The sequence below is a fragment of the Prevotella sp. KH2C16 genome (assembly GCF_900113305.1).
GTDB lineage: Bacteria > Bacteroidota > Bacteroidia > Bacteroidales > Bacteroidaceae > Prevotella.
The window spans coordinates 37011-56466 of sequence record NZ_FOOW01000010.1 but is presented as its reverse complement, the minus strand read 5'-3'; the positions used below and the strand labels follow the sequence as shown (position 1 = coordinate 56466).

The window sequence follows — 19456 nt, the reverse complement described above, 5'->3', positions numbered from 1 at the left end:
TGCCGTCTGGTCAGTTTCCTGGCATCTCTTCCTCGATGATGTTGAGCATCTTGAAGGTGGCCTTGATGGCTGCTTCCGTCTGGTCGGCATCCAGTCCGCGGGTGCGGAGCAGCTTGTCGCCGTTGTGCCAGGTGATGATAGTCTGCACCAGGGCGTCGGTGCGGCCGCCGGGAGGGATGGTAACGGCATAGTTTGCCAGGAGGGGGAAGGTGCGATTGAGCTTCTCCTTGTATATTTTGCGCAGTGCCTTTACGAAGGCATCATACTGCCCGTCGCCGGTAGCCTCGGCATCATAGGTCATTCCGTTGATCTCAACCTTTATGCTGGCCATGGGCTTCAGGCCGTAGGTGGTGCTGACCATGTAGCTGAGCAGCTTTACCTTTTCATTGTTCACATCGTGCTTGAGCACATCGCTCACGATGTAGGGGAGGTCGTCCTGTGTAACGATTTCCTTGCGGTCGCCGAGCTGGTTGATTCTTTCCGTAACCTTGCGGGTCTGCTCGGGCGTGAGTTCCAGTCCCAGCTCCTTCAGGTTCTGGGCAATGTTGGCCTGTCCGCTGGTCTTTCCGAGGGCGTAGGCGCGCTTTCTGCCGAACCGCTCCGGGACAAGATCGTTGCAATAGAGGTTGTCCTTGTTGTCGCCGTCGGCATGCACGCCCGCTACTTGCGTAAACACATTGTCTCCCACGATGGGCTGGTTGGGAGCCACGGCGATGCCGCTATAGCCTTCCACAAGCCGGCTGACGGCGTTGAGCTTGTCTTCCCGGATGTTCGTGCGGGCATGGAAGTGATCCTTCAGGATGGCCTGCACGCTTGACAGGGGGGCGTTGCCACAACGCTCGCCGAGCCCGTTCACGGTAACATGAAGTCCCTTGCAGCCGCTTAATACGGCTGCGAGAGAGTTGGATACGGCGAGGTCGTAGTCGTTGTGGGCATGGAAATCGAAGTGCTTGTCGGGGTAGCGCTTCACCATTTTATGGATGTATTCCACGCATTGCAGCGGATTCATGATGCCCAGGGTGTCGGCGAGGAGGAAGCGTTTGACGGGTGCATCCCTGAATCTTTCCATCATCCGATAGACATATTCGGGAGATTCCTTCATGCCGTTGCTCCAGTCTTCGAGGTAGAGATTTATGCTCATCTGCTGCCGCTGGGCATAGTCGATTACCCGGCTGATGTCGTCCAGATGTTCTTCGGGCGACTTGTGGAGCTGCTGCGTGCAGTGTCTGAGGCTGCCTTTGGCCAGCAGGTTGATTATCTGTCCGCCGCAATCCTTGATCCAGTCGACGGAGAGATGGCCGTCTACAAAGCCCAATACCTCGATGCGACCTATCATTCCGTCGCGCTCGGCACTGCGGCAGATCATCCTGACAGCCTCTTTCTCGCCGTCTGAGACCCGGGCCGAGCCCACCTCGATACGGTCTACATTGACATCGCGGAGCAGCATGCGGGCTATCACGAGCTTCTCGTGCGGCTGAAAGGAGACCCCGTTGGTCTGCTCGCCGTCGCGCAGGGTGGAGTCCATGATTTCTATCGATGGCGGCGTGGGGCGGTAGCGGCCGGCTATTTGTTCGACTGTTCCCATGCTTCTATTTTGTCTTTGTTCTCCAGCAGATAGTCTATGTCGTCAAGTCCGTTCGTCAGGCAGTGCTTCTTATAGCCGTTGATTTCGAAGTGCTCGCCGTGGCCTGTTGCAAGGTTGGTAACCGTCTGGCGGGGCAAGTCTACCCTTACCTGCGTCTGGTGGTCGCCGTCGATGCAGTCGAAAAGCTCTTTCAGGAATTTCTCGCTGACCGCCACCGGCAAGACGAAGTTGTTGAGCTCGTTGTTCTTGTGGATGTCGGCGAAGAACGAGCTGATGACCACGCGGAATCCATAGCCCGCTATGGCCCATGCCGCGTGCTCACGGGAGGAGCCGCAGCCGAAGTTCTTGCCCGCCACGAGGATGCACCCGCCGTAGGAGGGGTCGTTCAGCACGAAGTCTTGCCTTGCCGACCCGTCCTCGTTATATCGCCAGTCGCGGAAGAGGTTGTCGCCGAAGCCTTTCTTGTCGGTGGCCTTCAGATAGCGCGAGGGGATGATCTGGTCGGTGTCTATGTTCTCCAGGGGGAGGGGAACGCAGCTGCTTGTTATGATGTCGAATTTCTGTTTCATAGTGTTCGTGGGTCTGTTATCTTACCTGTTATTGCCGCTGCGGCCGCAACGAGCGGTGAGGCGAGGATGGTGCGCGCCCCCGGCCCCTGCCGGCCTTCAAAGTTGCGGTTGCTCGTGGCGACGCAGTATTTGCCCGTAGGCACCTTGTCGTCGTTCATGGCCAGGCATGCCGAGCAGCCCGGCTGCCGGATTTCGAATCCCGCCGCCTGCAGGATGCGGTCCAGTCCCTCGTCGCGTATCTGCCGTTCCACGGCCCATGAGCCGGGCACGAGCCACGCCGTGATGCCTTCGGCCTTGTGTTTTCCCTGCACGATGGAGGCAAAGGCACGGAAGTCTTCTATGCGCCCGTTGGTACAGGCACCGAGGAACACATAGTCCACGGGCAGCCCGAGCAGCGGCCTGCCGGGCTCCAAGCCCATGTAACGGAGTGATTTCATGAACGCCGCCTGTTGCCTTTCGGCGATGTCCTCAAGGCGTGGGATGCGCTCGCTGATGCCTATGCCCATGCCGGGATTGGTGCCGTAGGTGATGCGCGGCTCGATGTCGGCAGCGTCGAATTCCACCTCCTTGTCGAACACGGCATCGTCGCCGCTCCGCAGGGTGCGCCAGTAGGCTACGGCGCGGGTCCACTTTTCTCCTTTCGGCGCATGCTCGCGGCCTTGGAGGTATTCGAAGGTGGTCTCGTCGGGAGCCACGAATCCGCCCCGTGCCCCCATCTCGATGGAGAGGTTGCAGAGGGTGAGCCGCCCTTCCATGGAAAGCTCCCTGACCGCTTGACCGGCATATTCCACGAAGTAGCCGGTGGCTCCCGAGGTGGTGAGCCTTGCCATGAGGAAGAGTGCGAGGTCCTTGGCGGTAACGCCGGGGCCGAGGCTGCCGTGGATGCTGATGCGCATAGACTTGGGCTTCTGCTGGAGAACGCACTGCGAGGCCATCACCATTTCCACCTCGCTGGTGCCTATGCCGAAGGCTATCGCCCCCACGGCGCCGTGCGTGCTGGTGTGGGAGTCGCCGCAGACGATGGTCATGCCCGGCAGCGAGAGCCCCTTTTCCGGGCCCACGACATGCACGATGCCGTTGTCCTTGGTGTTCATCTTGTATTCCGTCAGCCCGAAGTCGGCACAGTTTCTGTCGAGGGCATCCACCTGCTTCCTGCCCACGGGGTCGGCAATGGGCTTGTCCTGGTCGTGTGTGGGCAGGTTGTGGTCGGGCATGCAGATAATCTGCCCGGGGCGCATGCATTTCAGTCCTCGCTCCCGGAGCCCGTCGAACGCCTGTGGGGTCGTTACCTCGTGGCAGTAGAGGCGGTCGATATACAGCTGTGTGGGACCGTCGGTAATGGTCTGAACCACATGCTTATCCCAAATCTTGTCAAACAAAGTATTCATTCTATAGCGGCATTTATCTTTTTACGAAACAAGGGCGGCTGCCGACGGGGGCAGCTTCCGACTTTATTACACGCCGTGTGTAATCGTGTTACAAGCGGCGTGTAATGTCATTACCAACGGCTGGTAACACCTTTACCACTTACTGGTAATCAGCCGGTAAATGGCGGCCGTCGATATCGCTTGCCGGTGAAGGACATACCGCCGCACGCCGTTTTCCCTGTCGCGGCCTGTGCCGTCGGCTTTCGCTCATGCCCGGCGGGGTGTCTGCGGGTATCGCCGGCTTGTTTCTTTTGTCTTGATTACAAAATTAAGCATTTATGTTGGGATGTGCAAGCAATCGTGCCGTTTTTTTAAGAATCTGTCATATGGATCGTGCTTTTTCATGCATGATTGTCAGGACTTGCTCCTTTAAGGGCAGGGCTTGGCGCGCCATGAGGACTCATATGCAACCCCAGCCCCCGGCCTTTGAGTGTGTCGGCCGGGGGCTGGGGTCATTATTCTTTTCGCCGCTTGGTGCGGGCGCAGGGGGCGGGGGCGACTGCCGGGATGGCAGCGGCCGTTACTTCAAGTGTTTCTTCAGTTGCTTTCCGATGACGGTGTATCCCTTTTCGTTGGGGTGCAGCCCGTCGCTGCCGAAGAATTGCGGGTCTATCTTTCCGCTTCCGTCTGGCAGGAGGAGGCTCTTGTTGAAGTCGAGCAGGTCGGTGTGGTCGTCGCACACGAGCTTCGCTTCGAGCAGTCGGTTGATTCGGGCCACCTTCTCCTCGCGGTTCCGGGCAGGATATACTTTGATGATGTGCAACTTGGCCTGTGGCTGCCGCTTGCGGATGAGGGCGGCGAGGTCGACGATGCCTTGTGCTATGTCTTCCGCCTTGTTGGCATAGTTGTTGATGCCGATGAGCAGGCAGATGTGCTTGGGCGAGCATCCCTCGAGCTCACCGTGGTAGATACGCCAGAAAACATTCTCTATGCGGTCCCATCCGAAGCCCATGTTGGTTACGCGGCGTTTTCCGAAAGTCTTGTTCCAGGCCTCCCCGCCGTTGTTAAAGCCCATCTGGGGGTTGCCTCCCCAGAAGTGGGTTATCGAGTTGCCGATGAGCAGGATCTCGGGGTTGGTGGTGTGGTTGAGGGCGATGACGGCATTGTGCCGCGCCATCCACTCATAGCATCCGTCGCGTCGCTGCGTTACGGGAGGGTATCGCTTGTTCCATTCGTCTTCCTGCAGCATTTCGCGGAGCTTCTTCTCGTAGGCGTCGGCATATATCCGGTTGCCGAGGTCGTTGGGGTGCGAGCCCTCCACCATGTCGTTGTCCTGCATGTCGATGTCGCTGTGCGGCAGGTAGTAGAGTCCTTTCACGCCTTCGGCCTGCAACTGCTGGTAGGCCTCGTGCAGGTAGCTGTCGCCCTTGCGGTACATGTCCTCGACATCGGCACGGAACACTTTGTCGCCCATGCCGTGGGCTTCTACGAGCAGGATGGGAGCCTGGCTCTTGCTGCGCAGCTTGTAGACGCCCCGCTTGGCGCGGTTGATGATGGTGTCGCGGTCTAACCGGAAGCTGTTGGGCATCGGGTCGATGACAAAGGCGCGGGCGTCTATTTCCGACATGGCGTCGAAGAGCGGGGTCTCCATTCGTGCCGAGCCCGAGAAGCCGAGGTTGACGATGGGATAGCCGAGTTCCCTCTGCACGAGGTTGGTTATCATCAGTCCGGGGCGCGAGGGGGAGGCTCCCTGAATGATGCTGGAGCCATAGACGACCACGGGACGCTCCGCGCTCTCGTGGAGGAATTGGAACTGGGCACCCTTGTCGACACCTATTTCCACATATTTGAGCCTGTTGTAGTTGGGAAGGTAGAGCACATATTCTATGCCGCGTTCCTTGTGCGAGGGGGGGGAGAGTCGTTCCCAGCGCATGGAAATGGTGTCTGTCTTGCTACTTGTCCACTTCCAGCTCATGTGGGTTCCTATCCAGTGATAGTCGCCGTCGGCAGTCTTTCCGTAGAGGTCTACGCCTGAATGGTTGAGCGGAGCCATGTTGCGGTTGCCGTCGGCGTTGAAGGCAAGGCCGTATCTGACGGTGATGTTCTTGGAATTGCTTACGAAACGCACTGACAGACCGGCACATTGGCTCTGCAGGCTCCATACACTCTTGGGCATGATAGCTTCGAACCGGTCGGGCATGCGGTTGAAAGAACGGTTGCCGATCTCGGCATTCCACGCTCTTCCGCCAATGTAGGGGACGGCGGTGTCCATGGGGTTGTGCCACTCTGTCTGTGCGATTGCCGAGAGGCTGATGCACCATAGTAAGAGTAAAAGGGTGTAGAATTTGCTTGTTTTCATGTGGTTTTAATTATTGGTTTGTTGTTTTTAGGTGTTTCCATGGTTTCTTTTGAGGGGTGGAAGCCTCACTCGAAATAGAAGGTAAGCACGATCATCTTTGAATGAGCCTTGTCTACTGATTTTGCGTAGGGGCGCATGTTGGCGTCCTTCAATTTGTCGGCATGCTTCGTGTCGAGGCTGTTCGTCAGGCCGAAAAGAAACTTGAGCTCCGGGCGCAGCTTGAAGAAAGGCAGATAGAAATCGCACCCCACGCCGACCTCTGCAAAGACATCCATCTTCTTCAGTTTGATGTAGTCTTGGTCGCCGCCGCTCAGGTTGAGCATCGGATTCAGTCCTGCCATGAGATAAGGGCGGTGGTTGTTGCTGCGCGGGGCGGCAAAAATCAGGTCCAAGGCCGACGATACATATACGGTCTTCAGGTCTTGTTGCTGCATGATGGGCTGTCCGGAGCCGTCGGTTTCCTTGTGATTATGGAAGGTGAGGTGGCGGTTTCCGAAATAGAGAGCCGGTGCCACACGGAACTGAAAGTTCTCGTGTAGGCGGAATTCGGCCAGTACGCCTACATTCAAGCCTGCGTCCCACCGGTTCTGATCTGTGGTTATGAGGGCCTGTGTCTCGCTCCCGTCTTCGTTGACGATGGTCTGCACGCCGATGTTGTTGAACTCCAGGTCCTGCGCGTGGGTGCCTACGAGAATCCCGAAATGCACGGGCCTGAGGTCGGTATACGGCCTGTTTTGCACCATGCGTTCCTGAGCGGCGACGGGCAGAATGCCCGTGAGCAGGATGAGGAGAATCGTGAAATGTAGCTTCATCTTTCTTTTCTTCTTGTCTGGCATATTTTCCACCGGGAAAAAAGGTAGAGTCCCGAATCCTAAACGGGATTCTTTCGGGTTTATTGCGTGCTTAAACAAAAAGACCGGCAGAGAAAGGAACTTCATCCGCCAGCCTTTTTATTCTGAAATCCCCGCAAGGAGGAGCTTGTCTCTTATTCAGGAAGAGAGATTGCCTCGTTAGGGCAAACGCTGGCACATGTGCCGCATTCTGTGCACGCATCAGCGTCGATGTGATAGATATCGCCTTCAGAAATAGCGCCTACCGGGCACTCATCAATACATGTACCGCAAGCGATGCAGTCGTTACCAATTACATAAGCCATAATAAATCTTGTTTTTAAGTAAATTATAATGTTGTTCTTAATTCTCTTTTGTCTTTCGGATGATGATACCTACAATTGACGATGCAAATTTACAATATAATTTCCGAACTACCCAAAAATAGCGAGAATATTTTTGCAATTTATAAATTGTCTAATTTATGAGCGGCGGTGGGGAATAATCAGACTTCTTTCTGGATGGTGCAATTGCCATCGATTCGTTTTTTAGAAATATTATACAAATCCGCTTGGCATTTCAATGGAAATAGCTTATTTTTGCACTCTCGGCCGGTGTGGGATGTTTTCCAGAGAAGCCCCTGCCGGATTAAGAACGGAAAAATAGATTATGAAGAAGCTGATAAACAGGTTGTCGTTCAAGTCTTTTCTCATTGCCGTGGTGCTTCTGTCTGCCCTTCGGGTGCAGGCACAGGATGATTCTGCGGCCTCTGCAGGCAGAGTGGTTCAGGCAATGGGGATAGATTCCACCCTTTCGCAACAGCTGGACGCCGTTGCCACGGAGGATGCAGACACGGCAATGATTGGCGGCGGGACCACGGGTTTCCATCAGGCCTTGAAGAAAAAGTTCATTGAGGGCAATGCCGGTTTCATGTCGCTGGTGGCCTTGGCCTTGGTTCTGGGGCTTGCCTTCTGTATCGAACGCATCATTTATCTCAGTCTTTCGGAAATCAATGCCAAGAAGTTCGTGGCTGATTTAGAGGACAAGATAGCCGCCGACGACATCGAGGGGGCGAAGAGCCAGTGCAGGGAAACGAGAGGTCCGGTGGCGAGCATTTGCTATCAGGGGCTGCTCCGGATTGACGAGTCGATAGAGACCATCGAGCGCAGCATAGCCTCTTATGGTTCCGTGCAGTCTGCCAATCTGGAGAAGGGATGCTCGTGGATTACCCTTTTCATTGCCATCGCGCCGTCTCTTGGCTTCCTGGGCACCGTCATAGGCATGGTAATGGCCTTCGACCAGATTCAGATGGCAGGAGACATCAGTCCCACTATCGTGGCCTCGGGAATGAAAGTGGCGCTGATAACAACCATTTTCGGTATCATCGTAGCCCTCATTCTGCAGGTGTTCTACAACTATATTCTCTCGAAGATCGACCACCTCACGGCTCAGATGGAGGAGTCGGCCATCTCGTTGCTCGATGCCATTCAGCAGAAGAAACTTGGGAAATGAAGAAGGGAAAACTACACGGTTGCTCGGCGGAGAAGATTTCCTCGCGCGTGCTCTATGTGCTGACGGGGCTCGTGGCAGTGGTCTTTGCTTTGTTCTATCTTGTGGGATTCTACATGCCTTACCTGCCCGACCCGTCGTTCAATGCCCCGGTTTTCACCGACGGCGTCATTTTCCTGATGGCGGTTTTCCTGCTGGTCGCCGTCGGTGTGGCCGTTGCCGCCATAGCGAAGACCGTTCGCAAGACCGGTAAGGGCGAGGCCGTCAGCAACGGGATACCCGTCCGCCGGATAGCCCTTGCCATCATCGGCGTTACGGCACTCCTGCTTCTCTCCACCTTTATGCTGGCCTCGACAGAAGGACTGCTCATCAACGGAAGCCGTTTCACCGAGGCGTTGTGGCTCAGGACGGCCGACATGTTTATCAATACCTCATTGGTTCTCATCGTGATGGCCGTCATTGCCGTGCTGTATGGCGCCACGCGGTATTACAGAAAGGAGCGCAGATGAATTTCCGAAGGCGCAGGCATGAAGTCCCGGGGCTGAATACCACCTCTACGGCAGACATCTCGTTCATGTTGCTGATATTCTTCCTGGTTACCACATCGATGGATTTAGAGAAGGGAATCGTGCGCCAACTGCCGCCGGCCGACAATCAGGAGGAACAGGTGGAGACGGATGTGGAGAAGGGCACACTGCTCAGCTTCCGCATCACCGGCGGCGACTCGCTCTTGTTAGACGGAAAGCCCGTCTCGGCCGCTGAGGCCACCCTGCGGGTGGAAGACTTCGTCGGTCGGCTGGGCAAGCGGCATCTCATCTCCATCGATACCTCGCCCGAGGCCTCCTACGACAGCTATTTCCAATTACAGAACCTGCTTCTCCGAGCCTATCGGCGGGTCAGGGACCGGGCTTCGGAGCGGAAATACGGCCGGCCGTATGCCGAGCTGGGTTCTGCCGAGCGCGACAGCATCAAGGCCGACTGGCCGCAGCGCGTGGCAGAAGCCTATAACGGCACACAGGAAGGAGGTGGGCGATGAGCATGTTCCGACGCATCGACCGCCAAGTGCCCTCCTTGAATACGGCCTCCTTGCCCGACCTTATCTTCACGGTGCTGTTCTTCTTCATGATCGTAACCCACATGCGTACTGAGACCGTGAGGGTGCAGTTTCGGCAGCCTCAGGGCACGGAGCTCACCCGGCTGGTCAAGAAATCGGTGGCTACACATATTTATATAGGCACCCCCCTGGGCGCTGACGGCGGCACGGTCATCCAGATGAACGACAGATATGTGCAGCTGGACGAGATAGAGCGGTACATGAAATCCGTGGTCTCTCATTTGTCGCCGGAGGAGAAAGAACTGATGACCGTATCGCTGAAGGCTGACCGGAAGACGAAGATGGGCGTCATTACGGATGTCAAGCAGGCTCTTCGCCGTGCGGGAGCCTTGAAGATAAGCTATTCTGCCGACCAGGAGAAAGCACCCCGTTAAGGGCCTCGCTTTTCGTGTCCTGCCACTTGTTTTTTCAAAGAAAGCAATAATTTTGTAAGAAAAAACCATGAAAAGTTGCAATTATAAATTATAAACATTAACTTTGCATGTAAAATAGTAATCATATGGCAAGTCATAAATTAGATTCTTTAGACAGGAAAATACTCGAAATGGTGGCAGAAGATGCCCGCGTTCCGTTCCTTGAAGTAGCCCGCGCCTGCGATGTAAGCGGTGCGGCAATCCATCAGCGTATCGCCAAGCTGAGGGCGATGGGCGTATTGAAAGGCTCCCAGTTCATCATCGATCCGGAAGCGATAGGGTATGAAACCTGCGCTTACATCGGTCTTTATCTTAAGGATCCGGAGTCGTTCGACGATGTAGTCGAGAAGCTTCGCAACATTCCCGAGGTTACGGAATGCCATTATACCACGGGCGGATTCGATATGTTTATCAAGATTTATGCCCGCAACAACCATCATCTGCTCAACATTATCCACGACCGGTTGCAGCCGCTGGGTCTTTCCCGCAGCGAGACCATCGTGTCCTTCAACGCCGTTATCGACCGTCAGCTGCCGATTCCGGAAGCAGAACTGGAAGAGGAAGAAGGCGAGGAAGAATAGAATCCTGATTGAGAGAATGAACAGAGGCCTCCCAAAAGCATCATGCTTTTGGGAGGCCTTTGTTTAGTCCTCGTCCGGCTGCCGGCAGTTCCCCGCAGGGCGATAAGCCGTCTTCAGGCTGGCAAAATCGGCGAAATCATGGAACAAAATCGCCGATTTTGCCGGACAATCTCGCCGATTTTGTCAGCCTGAAGGCGGCTTATCTTTTAACCCCTCAAAGCTATGTTCCCAATAGATGAAGACATAACCTGAGGGGTGAAAAGACTCCGCTCTATGCTCGGGGCAACAAAGCACCCGCCCGACAGCCGGGATTAATAGTTCGGATTCTGGACAAGCACATTGTTGCTCTTGTCGATTTCTCCCTGCGGAATGGGCAGGAGATAATCGCGGTCGTCTTTGAAATCACGGCCTTTCTGGACATTATACTTGGCCGCATAGGCACGCATCACCTCGCCGAAGCGGTGCTGCCGCATCAGATCGTCGCGGCGCCAGCCTTCCATTGCCAGTTCCACGCGGCGCTCATGCCATATAATCTCACGCAAAGCCTTCTGGTTGGTCTCAGTAATGTCGGGCAAAGTATTGGGGCCCGTAGGCGGAACATAGGCCTGAAGATCCTTGCGGGGATCCATCGGGTTCGTGTTGCGTGCCCGGCGGCGAACCATATTCAGGTATTTAAGAGCCTCAGCCGGCTTGTTGTTTTCATTCAAAGCCTCGGCATAGAGCAAGAGTACATCGGCATATCGGATGAGGCGAATGTTGTAGCTGATCATCCAGACATCAAAACCAGCCTTTTCTACTGCGGGAACCGTCATCTTATAGTCGTGGAAACCGGTGGCAGACTGATGGTTGTCCTGCGCCCGCGAGTCGCCCTTGTAGCGATCGCCCGTACGGGTAAACACATAGGTCTGCCGGGGATCATCCTTGTCGAAAGCGTTAAACAGGTCGGTCGTCGGCACATGGAAGCCATAGCCCTGATAGCCTGGCACATCGCGGCTGGTGAAGAAATGAGGCACATTGGTGCCCGTTGCGACGGTCTTGTCATAGAGTTGGTTGGGCAGTTCGAACACAGACTCGGAGCTGTTCTCGTTTTCTTTTGTCCAGTTGAGGCCATAATCAGACAGCAATGCGTAGTCTTTGTCAGTCTCTACGATTTCATGCAACACCTTCTCGGCATTTGCATAGTCGCCCTTAAACATATAAGTTTTGGCCAGCATGGTCTTGGCAAAGCCGCGGGTAACATGGTATTGCTCTGCCTCGCTATAAGAGCCCTTGGCAGGTAAGGCAGAGGCATCGGTACAGTCCTGTATGATCTGTGCATAGACATCCTCGATCGACGCACGGGGAACTTTGAGGATGGCCTTCGGATCCAGCGGCACAGTGAGCAGGGGAACGCCGCCGAAAGTGCTTGCAAGACTGTAATAGCCAAACGCACGCAAGGCCTTGGCCTCATTGGCATAGCGAGTCAGGATCTCCTTGTCGCCCTGAGCGGAGGGAGCGTGGGCAATGACTTCATTGCAACGATTGATAAGCCGGTAGAGGATTTCCCATCTGCGGCCGACCTCGCCATTCGTTGAATAGACCGTAAAGTTCTGAAGTTCCATCACTTCGGCGCGGTCGCCGTCGGTGCTTCCTTTCAAGGCATCGTCCGTGGAACAGTCTCCCACGAAATAGAAGTTGAGTGCATATTCATTCCAAGTGGTACGCAGTTGAAGATACGCCCCGGTAAGGGCTTCTTCTATTTCCGACTGCGTCTTATAGAAATTTTCACTGGTAGTCTTTGCATATGTCGGTTCATCAAGGCTGCAAGCCGTCAGGGAGAATGCTGCTATAAGACCGATAATGCCATAAAATATCTTTTTCATATCAAATGATTCTAAGTTTCTTAAAACTGAAGATTAACACCGAACATAAAAGTTCTGGAAGACGGGTAGCGCGTGTTGTCATATCCCATATCAAGTGGGCTTCCAGCACCAAGATCCGGATCAAGTCCGCTGTATCCTGTAAGCGTGAAGAGATTCTGAGCCGAAATATAAATGCGAGCCGACTTCATATAGTTCAACTTGGCCATGAGGCTCTTGGGCAATGTATAGCCAATCTGGAGATTCTGCAAGCGGAGATAAGAGCCGTCTTCAACCATGAAGGAAGAAACACGGTAGTTGTTGTTGTCGTTATTGGTCGTTATGCGCGGATAAGTGGCATGGTCGCCTTCCTGCTTCCAAGCATTTGTATAGGCATCGGCCAAGGCGTTCTGATAGCCGGGAATGGACAAGGTTCCCTTTGCCGCATTATAAATGTCGTTGCCGATGGTTCCCTGGAAAGCGGCGGTAAAATCAAAGCCCTTATACTCGAAGCCCAGGTTGAAACCGTAAATCAAATCCGGATTCGGATCTCCGATGAAAGTGCGATCCTGGTCGTCGCTCAATGCGCCCGACTTGCCCAACTTGGCAAACTTGAAGTCCCCCGGATGGGCGTTAGGCTGAATTTTATTGCCGTCGTTATCTACATAACCGTCAATCTCGGCTTGATTCTGGAAAATGCCAATTTGCTTGTAACCCCAGAAACGACCGATGGGACCTCCTTCATAAGTACGACTGACGGCTCCCGTGAGATACTCGGAAGTCAACTTGGTTACAGTTGTCTTATATGTAGAGAAGTTAAGGCCAGCAAAATAGTTGAAATCATTAAGATGATTCCGATAGTTGGCTACGAACTCAAATCCATTATTACGCAAGTCTCCCGCATTGAAGAACGGACTATTGGGAAAGGCACCGAAAGAAGGAATCGGCATATTGAGCAACATATCCTTGGTCTGCTTGATATAATAATCGAGTGAGAACTCAAGTGCGTTATGGAACATCGTTACATCCAGTCCGATATTGGTTTGCTGGCTGGTTTCCCATTTGATTTCAGAATTGCCCTGATAGGTGGGGATATAACCTTGAGACCAGCCATTACCGAAATACCACTTCTTCTCATTATCGGTACCGATAAGTGTCAATGGGGCATTGGCATCTATGCGCTGATTGCCGTTCTGTCCCCAACCAAGACGCAGCTTCATGTTATCAACGACGGAACTGAGCTTGGAATTTTGGAAGAACTTCTCGTTGCTGATGCGCCAACCGAGAGAGAACGAAGGGAAATAGCCCCAGCGATTGTTCTTGGCAAAACGGGAAGAGCCGTCGGCACGGAAATTGACCGTGGCCAGATAGCGGTCGTCATAAGAATAATTGATACGGCCGAGATAAGAAAGCATGGAAGTTGTCTCCTTGTCGCCAGATGTCTTGTCGCCGGCTGTTTGTGCGCTAAGCACACGATAGATTTCATCATTGCCCAGAGCATGACGCTTGAAAGCATTGAGGCCCTCGAAACTGTTCTTCTCGTAGGTCAGGGCTACCATGGCATCCAAATGGTGGAGGCCGAAGCTGTGGGTGTAATTCAAACGCTGTTCGACGAGGTAATTCTTGACCGTATTTGTATTATGAGACATCTGCGTTTCTGTGTTATACTTGCTTTCACGATTACCAAGCATATCATCAGAGAATGTCGCTGTATAGATAGGTACGAATCCTTTAAAGGTGTCGCTGTTGCGTTCAAAGCTATACTGAATCCGATAGTACAAGTCTTTTGTGAAGTTTATCTTCGCAAACACATTGCCAAACACATTAAACATTTCGTTCTTACGGTCGTTCAGTTTCAAGATAGACACGGGATTAGGATCGAAAGACCACTCTGTAGGTGCCCACTTGTTATACTCATAGTTCTCCGAAGAGGGATCAACCAAGGGATTGATAACGGGAGTGAAAGGATCAGCCTTCTGGATAAAGTCAAACGAAGGCAGACTACCGGAGTCGCGCTTGGTCATCTTAGCAATATTCACCGTCCCGCCTATCGTTACATACTTATTCAAATCATACTCTTGATTGAGCCGGGCGGAAACACGCTTAAAACCAGTCTCGATAATAGCACCATCCTCATCAACATAACCTAAGCTGAAAGCCGTACGAGATTTCTCGTTACCCGTGCGTACGCTCAAATTATAATTCTGGTTGACCGCATTGTGCGTAGCCTCATCCCACCAGTCGGTGCTATAGCCTTTCTTGTACTGATTAGTGAAACGCGTCTTGTCGAAAGTAGGATCATTTCCATAAGCCGTCGTGATAAAGTTATAATACTGCTCACTATTCATCATGTCGAGAGCTTTATAACTGCTTCGAACACCTATGGCCGCATCCAAAGTTATGGATGTTTGTTCTTTCAATCCACCCTTAGTTGTAACAAGGATTACACCATTAGAACCACGAGAGCCATAGATTGCACTTGCCGATGCATCCTTTAACACTTCAATACGCTCGATGTCGGCAGGATTCAGGCTGCTGATGTTATCCATGAACTGACCATCGACGACATAAAGGGGATTATTATCGTTGACAGTTCCCAAGCCACGGACGCGAACTACGGCATCAGAACCCGGCTGTCCGGAACTCGTGCTGACAAACACACCTGCGGCCTTACCCGCCAGGAGATTGGATACATTGGAAGTAGCATAGTTCTTGAAATCCTTCTCGCCAACGGAAGAAAGAGACCCCGTCAAGTCGCTGCGGCGTTGCGTGCCATAACCAACGACGACAATTTCATCCATCATATTGTCAGACAAAAGACGAACATCGTAACGACCATCTTTAAGTATCTTAATATCTGTCGTTTCATAACCTACATAGGAAATTGTAATCTGATTGGAATTGAGTGTTAACTGATAGTGTCCGTCAATGTCAGTTACGGTTCCATTCGAGGTCCCGGTTTCACGCACGGTCGCGCCAATTAGTGGTTCACCTGTACTATTGTCATAGACAGTTCCACTAATAGTCTTGCCTTGCTGGGCATACGCTGATGCCGTAAATATCAAGGCAAATAAGAATGTCATTAATTTTTTTACCATAGATTAAAGATTTTAGTTATTTATAGAAAATTGTATATTTCTTGTTTGCAACGATACTATTGCCTTTCCTGCTCAGCCTTGTTCCTGCCGGCAATTCATATATCAAGCGGGCTTTTTTAGCAGGAATCATAATCTTCCGATCCTTTGCGACATTCTCTGCCACATAACATTGCCCCACGACATCATACAAATCGCATTTGCCATGTGCATGATAGGTAACATATTTATTATCTGAATATGGATTATAGAATAGATATACAGGATAAGGGCGTACAGAAAAGAAATCAGTGGCATTGCAGTCGAGCTTCAAAATACCTCTTACATCTGTTGTATCCACAATCGCCCCCAGAATGCCTATAGGCGATGTACTATAGACACTGAACATACTCGTGGTGGGATTGCCTTCTATCCACTTCGGTCCGTCGCCAATAGCTACGGGTGAAACACCTTTCAATGATTCTTTACCATAGTCATCGGCCTTGCGAAGTCCCTCATAGGCAATATTATTGTCTGTCAGATCCCGGAATTCAGGTGCCCATTGATTCTTCAGATCAATATTACCTGGAAAGAACAGACGACATGCACTTGCGTTATTAAGCATCCATTTACCGATGGCCGTAGCAAACTGAGGCTCATATTTCACCATCGAAACAAAAGGCCAGGCAGGCTTGATACTGTTCATAAGGAATGCATAACCACCCCCATCAAGGATATTTCCTTGCAAACCACTCACATCATACTTGCCCCATTTACCGACAATGATGCCCCAGCCCTTACGCCCGGAATCACTCATACATCCATCAAATACCCAATCCAAGAGTTTATGGGTGTCATAGTGTTTTCCCTCCGTCGCATTCAAATAGGCCGCAACATAAACGCCTAATGGCAGCAAGGCTTCATAGAAACGGCTTTCTTTCTGGCCGAGCAATGCCTCGATGGCACTTTCGCTATGCTGCAAATAGCGTTTATCACCAAACTTCTTATAAGCAGAAAGCAAGACATAGGCATGACCTCCGGCAGCATCTTGCTGATAAGGGATATGGTTTCTCCCGCCACAAAGTTTCCCATAGTCGAAATAAGAATAGTCATAGTTGCCATTCAGAACAGAATCGGCCTGGGTAAACTTCTCGGCAATTTGGCGCATGATTTGCTCTGACCCTTCCACATTGGGGAAGACATCACTCATGGCATAATACAAGGCATTGGGAAGAACATCATACCACCAGTCACGCCCATAGCCCCCGCCGAGATTGGCCACCTGCGGATTGGTGTTATTCATAATGATATTCCAGCCATTATCACTATTAAAGAAGTTTTGCACCATCTTCACATAGTTATAACCATCCTGATTTGTCTTGTCTATGCCGACCAGTCCGGCACCTAACAAGGCAGCAAGAGAATTGAGCGACTCGTGGAATTCTCCTCCGTTATGCATCGGTCCCTGACGGATATCACCGATAGCCGTATAAAGTCCAAAGGTGGTTTGGTTGACATTACGCCGCACATCATCCTTCCAGATAAGCGGTCCGGTCTTTCCTTGATTGTGCCAGTCAAAGACATAGGCATCAAACTTTTTAGCCTTTCCCTTCCAGTCAAGCATCTCATAACTCTCTGGCATATCGGGCATTTGGTCAATCCTTGAAATCGAAACTTGCCGGACAGGCTTCCCCAAAGATACTTTGTTGCCCGCATTTACATTGATTGCCCACAACGACGAGCAAACCAACAAAAAAATCAAAAGTTCCTTTCTCCTTTTCATATATTAAAGATTTTTAGCGTATTCATCAGACGACTTAGTAATGTTTTTAGCCAAGGGATAGGTCAGGGTCTGTAGGCCAGCCACTATAATGAGGGCATATTTCAATGCGAAGTCTTCAGACACAAGATATGCCAGCAAGATAAACAGCCCTAATCCGAGAAATCTCCCGCAAAACAGACCGACTTCATGGGTCATTATGTAAGTATATTCATTCCGTTTTTCGATTTTCGCTACTACATCAATGGTCTTCATCATGACGGGGTAATAAGCCAAATCGAATAGTGGCTGAAAGATAACCTTGCAGAGAACAAACATAATAACGCCTATTGCAGAGAAAAGAAGACCATTGAATAATGTACCGACGAAGAAGACCAATACGCTTCCTAACAATATCCATAAACGGTCTTGAGGACGGGCTATGCGACCAAGCACATAAACCAAGATGGCGGTTAAGGCTCCACTGATGCCCTGTATTGTGCCGAGAGCACCTTCTTCGCCCACAAATCTCATTACCAGAATGGCTGGCGCTGTAACAAGAAAGCCCTGTACCATGCCTTTCAGGGAAGCAAGGGTTAGCATCTTGCGCCATAATACATGAAATCTGAAATGGATGAAACTTGTATCTTTCGGCATTACAAAATTCCCGCGCCAGAGGATTGATACGGAAATTATCGTGATAAGCACGACGACCACCATCACTATCTTGTAACAGAAGTTTGCATCGAATGTGGTTCCCAAGAGCTTCATACCGTCCAAGCCCCCAATGAATGCGCCAATTACCAATGGAACCGTAATATTTGCAACGGAAAAGAAGAAAGACTCCAATCCAAAATAATAGTTCCTGTTCCCATCGTCTGTGTTGTATAGCGCAAGAAGGTATCTGTTCGTCCAGAAGAAACCTGAGGCCGCACCTAAGAGGAAGCCGGCAAGGCCTAACTCGACAAAGCCCAGATTCGTAATGAGCATCATACCGCCAAGTGAAACACCACTGATAAGGATGCCGGCAGCATAGAGTATCTTGATTTTTACCAATTTCAATAAAAGTCCATTGACCAATGAGGTGGAGACTACGCCTACATACATGGCCAGTTGGTAATATGCCACCATGGCCGGATCATTGGTGTTACGCATTACATACGCACCGGCAAAGATTTCCACCACGGGCAGAACGAACGCATAAATCATGTTGGTCAGCAAGAGGACCTTCATGTTATGCTCCTGACTACGGAAGAACTGTAATTCCTTTGTTAATCGATTCATGACCAGCCTATTTTAAAGAGCGCAGAATTTCCGCTATTGACAGCTCTGCCTTGCAGATTACCTCATCGCTTGCCCCATAATATATATGGATGGTGTCGCCGTCAATAATCTGGCCGTTGCTGAATACCACATTGCCGAAGAAGCCCGTCTGCTCATACGGTGCGACAGGTTCCATGATGGGCTCTTCGCTACGCGCCAGCACATGAGTAGGATTGCTCAAATCCAGAAGCATCGCTCCCAGGCAATATCTGTTCTCGGCCGTTGCCCCATGATAGATTTCAAGCCATCCGTCAGCGGTCTTGATGGGAGATGCCCCCGCCCCAAGACGCGCACTGTCGAAATGCCCCTCGCGCGTTGTTGCCACACAGGTATGGCGCCCCCAATGAACGCGATCCGGGCTCTCAGCTATCCACATATAGTTGCCACCGAGTTCCGGACTACTTGGGCGATGGAAGGCATAATACTTATCGCCTATCTTTTCTTCAAAGAAAGCGCAATCCTTATTGTGTGGCGGGAAAATCATTCCTTCATGAACAAAGTTCTTGAAATCTGTCGTATGCATCATGCCGACGCCTACCGCAACAGGGGATACTTCCGTAAAAGTCAGGTAATAGCCGTCGTCCATTGTCGCCACACGGCAGTCTTCTATTCCGAAAGATTCAGACGGGCGGCTTCCAAAGATTGGCGGATAATCCGGATTCTCGTAGAAATGGACACCGTCATCACTAAAAGCAAAGCGTAGATAGGATAAGGTGGTCAGATAATCCTTTCCTTTATATTTGATTACGCGCGGATCAGAGGCATCCAATTCCGGGTCGTCCTGATTAAACTCGAGCACTTTAAACCCGTCTCCCGTATAAATAGGGAAACTAATCTTTCCTGTCTGTTGGGTCGGCCTCTCTGCCACTCGTATCAATAATCCTGTTCTCCCATTGATTTTAAAAACACCCGGATTGAGAAGACATGCTATTTCCATTCCTTCAATGGCCGGACGGAAATCTCTTGGTCTCAAAACAGGATTCAGACTGTCTCTTTTTGCTATATCCATAAATTTCAGTTATTGGGTTAGAAGTTTTTGATTTTGTGGCAAATATAGGACTAAAAACAGAACATAGAAGTATACCTTATGTTCAAAGTTGTATATAGGGGTTTCTTTCCGAAAAGTAAACCTTAA

16 protein-coding genes are annotated in these 19456 nt (G+C 51.5%); 5 read left to right on the top strand and 11 right to left on the bottom strand.

The genetic code is table 11. From position 1 onward, the window contains the following. Nucleotides 1–10: 10 nt before the first annotated feature. From BM114_RS08340 to BM114_RS08315, 6 genes are all read right to left on the bottom strand, one after another. Nucleotides 11–1585: an alpha-isopropylmalate synthase regulatory domain-containing protein gene (locus BM114_RS08340; RefSeq protein ID WP_092112359.1), complete on the bottom strand. Its 1575-nt coding sequence runs from the start codon at nt 1583–1585 to the stop codon at nt 11–13. Continuing rightward, a complete protein-coding gene (leuD, locus tag BM114_RS08335; RefSeq protein ID WP_092112357.1) occupies nt 1564–2154 on the bottom strand; it encodes a 3-isopropylmalate dehydratase small subunit in 591 nt (196 codons plus the stop codon). The genes BM114_RS08340 and leuD overlap by 22 nt, the downstream gene beginning before the upstream one ends. Next, on the bottom strand, nt 2151–3542 hold the full coding sequence (gene leuC / locus BM114_RS08330; protein ID WP_092112355.1) for a 3-isopropylmalate dehydratase large subunit: 1392 nt from the start codon (nt 3540–3542) through the stop codon (nt 2151–2153). Before leuC ends, leuD begins: the two co-directional genes overlap by 4 nt. A 559-nt stretch (nt 3543–4101) precedes the next feature. Further along, nucleotides 4102–5880 (bottom strand): SGNH/GDSL hydrolase family protein, encoded by a 1779-nt coding sequence (locus BM114_RS08325; RefSeq protein WP_092112353.1) that lies wholly within the window; start codon nt 5878–5880, stop codon nt 4102–4104. 65 nt (nt 5881–5945) lie between these two features. Then, complete coding sequence (locus BM114_RS08320) at nt 5946–6692, bottom strand: type IX secretion/gliding motility protein PorT/SprT (RefSeq protein WP_092112425.1); 747 nt, start codon at nt 6690–6692, stop codon at nt 5946–5948. Nucleotides 6693–6865: 173 nt separating this feature from the next. Further along, on the bottom strand, nt 6866–7036 hold the full coding sequence (locus BM114_RS08315; RefSeq protein WP_092112351.1) for a DUF362 domain-containing protein: 171 nt from the start codon (nt 7034–7036) through the stop codon (nt 6866–6868). A 343-nt stretch (nt 7037–7379) separates the two neighbouring features. On the opposite strand from BM114_RS08315, the gene BM114_RS08310 reads away from it, so the two are divergent. The 5 genes from BM114_RS08310 (at nt 7380) to BM114_RS08290 (ending at nt 10327) form a co-directional block, all read left to right on the top strand. Next, nucleotides 7380–8222 carry a MotA/TolQ/ExbB proton channel family protein gene (locus tag BM114_RS08310; RefSeq protein ID WP_092112350.1) on the top strand — a complete coding sequence of 281 codons (843 nt, stop codon included), beginning with the start codon at nt 7380–7382 and terminating at the stop codon, nt 8220–8222. Beyond that, entirely contained in the window at nt 8219–8728 is a 510-nt protein-coding gene (locus tag BM114_RS08305) for a hypothetical protein (protein ID WP_092112348.1), read from the top strand. The genes BM114_RS08310 and BM114_RS08305 overlap by 4 nt, the downstream gene beginning before the upstream one ends. Then, complete coding sequence (locus BM114_RS08300) at nt 8725–9255, top strand: ExbD/TolR family protein (protein ID WP_092112346.1); 531 nt, start codon at nt 8725–8727, stop codon at nt 9253–9255. Before BM114_RS08305 ends, BM114_RS08300 begins: the two co-directional genes overlap by 4 nt. Further along, entirely contained in the window at nt 9252–9707 is a 456-nt protein-coding gene (locus tag BM114_RS08295; protein ID WP_092112344.1) for an ExbD/TolR family protein, read from the top strand. Before BM114_RS08300 ends, BM114_RS08295 begins: the two co-directional genes overlap by 4 nt. Nucleotides 9708–9832: 125 nt before the next feature. Further along, entirely contained in the window at nt 9833–10327 is a 495-nt protein-coding gene (locus BM114_RS08290; protein WP_092112342.1) for an Lrp/AsnC family transcriptional regulator, read from the top strand. Nucleotides 10328–10638: 311 nt separating this feature from the next. On the opposite strand, the gene BM114_RS08285 is transcribed toward BM114_RS08290, so the two are convergent. From BM114_RS08285 to BM114_RS08265, 5 genes are all read right to left on the bottom strand, one after another. Further along, nucleotides 10639–12189 (bottom strand): RagB/SusD family nutrient uptake outer membrane protein, encoded by a 1551-nt coding sequence (locus tag BM114_RS08285; RefSeq protein WP_092112340.1) that lies wholly within the window; start codon nt 12187–12189, stop codon nt 10639–10641. A gap of 20 nt (nt 12190–12209) precedes the next feature. Further along, nucleotides 12210–15248, bottom strand: coding sequence for a SusC/RagA family TonB-linked outer membrane protein (locus BM114_RS08280; RefSeq protein ID WP_255406470.1), 3039 nt, complete (start codon nt 15246–15248; stop codon nt 12210–12212). Nucleotides 15249–15279: 31 nt separating this feature from the next. Beyond that, a complete protein-coding gene (locus tag BM114_RS08275) occupies nt 15280–16890 on the bottom strand; it encodes a hypothetical protein (RefSeq protein WP_255406473.1) in 1611 nt (536 codons plus the stop codon). Between the two features lie 135 nt (nt 16891–17025). Then, entirely contained in the window at nt 17026–18282 is a 1257-nt protein-coding gene (locus BM114_RS08270) for an MFS transporter (protein WP_092112335.1), read from the bottom strand. A gap of 7 nt (nt 18283–18289) precedes the next feature. Next, entirely contained in the window at nt 18290–19330 is a 1041-nt protein-coding gene (locus BM114_RS08265) for a glycoside hydrolase family 130 protein (RefSeq protein ID WP_092112333.1), read from the bottom strand. Nucleotides 19331–19456 lie beyond the last annotated feature (126 nt).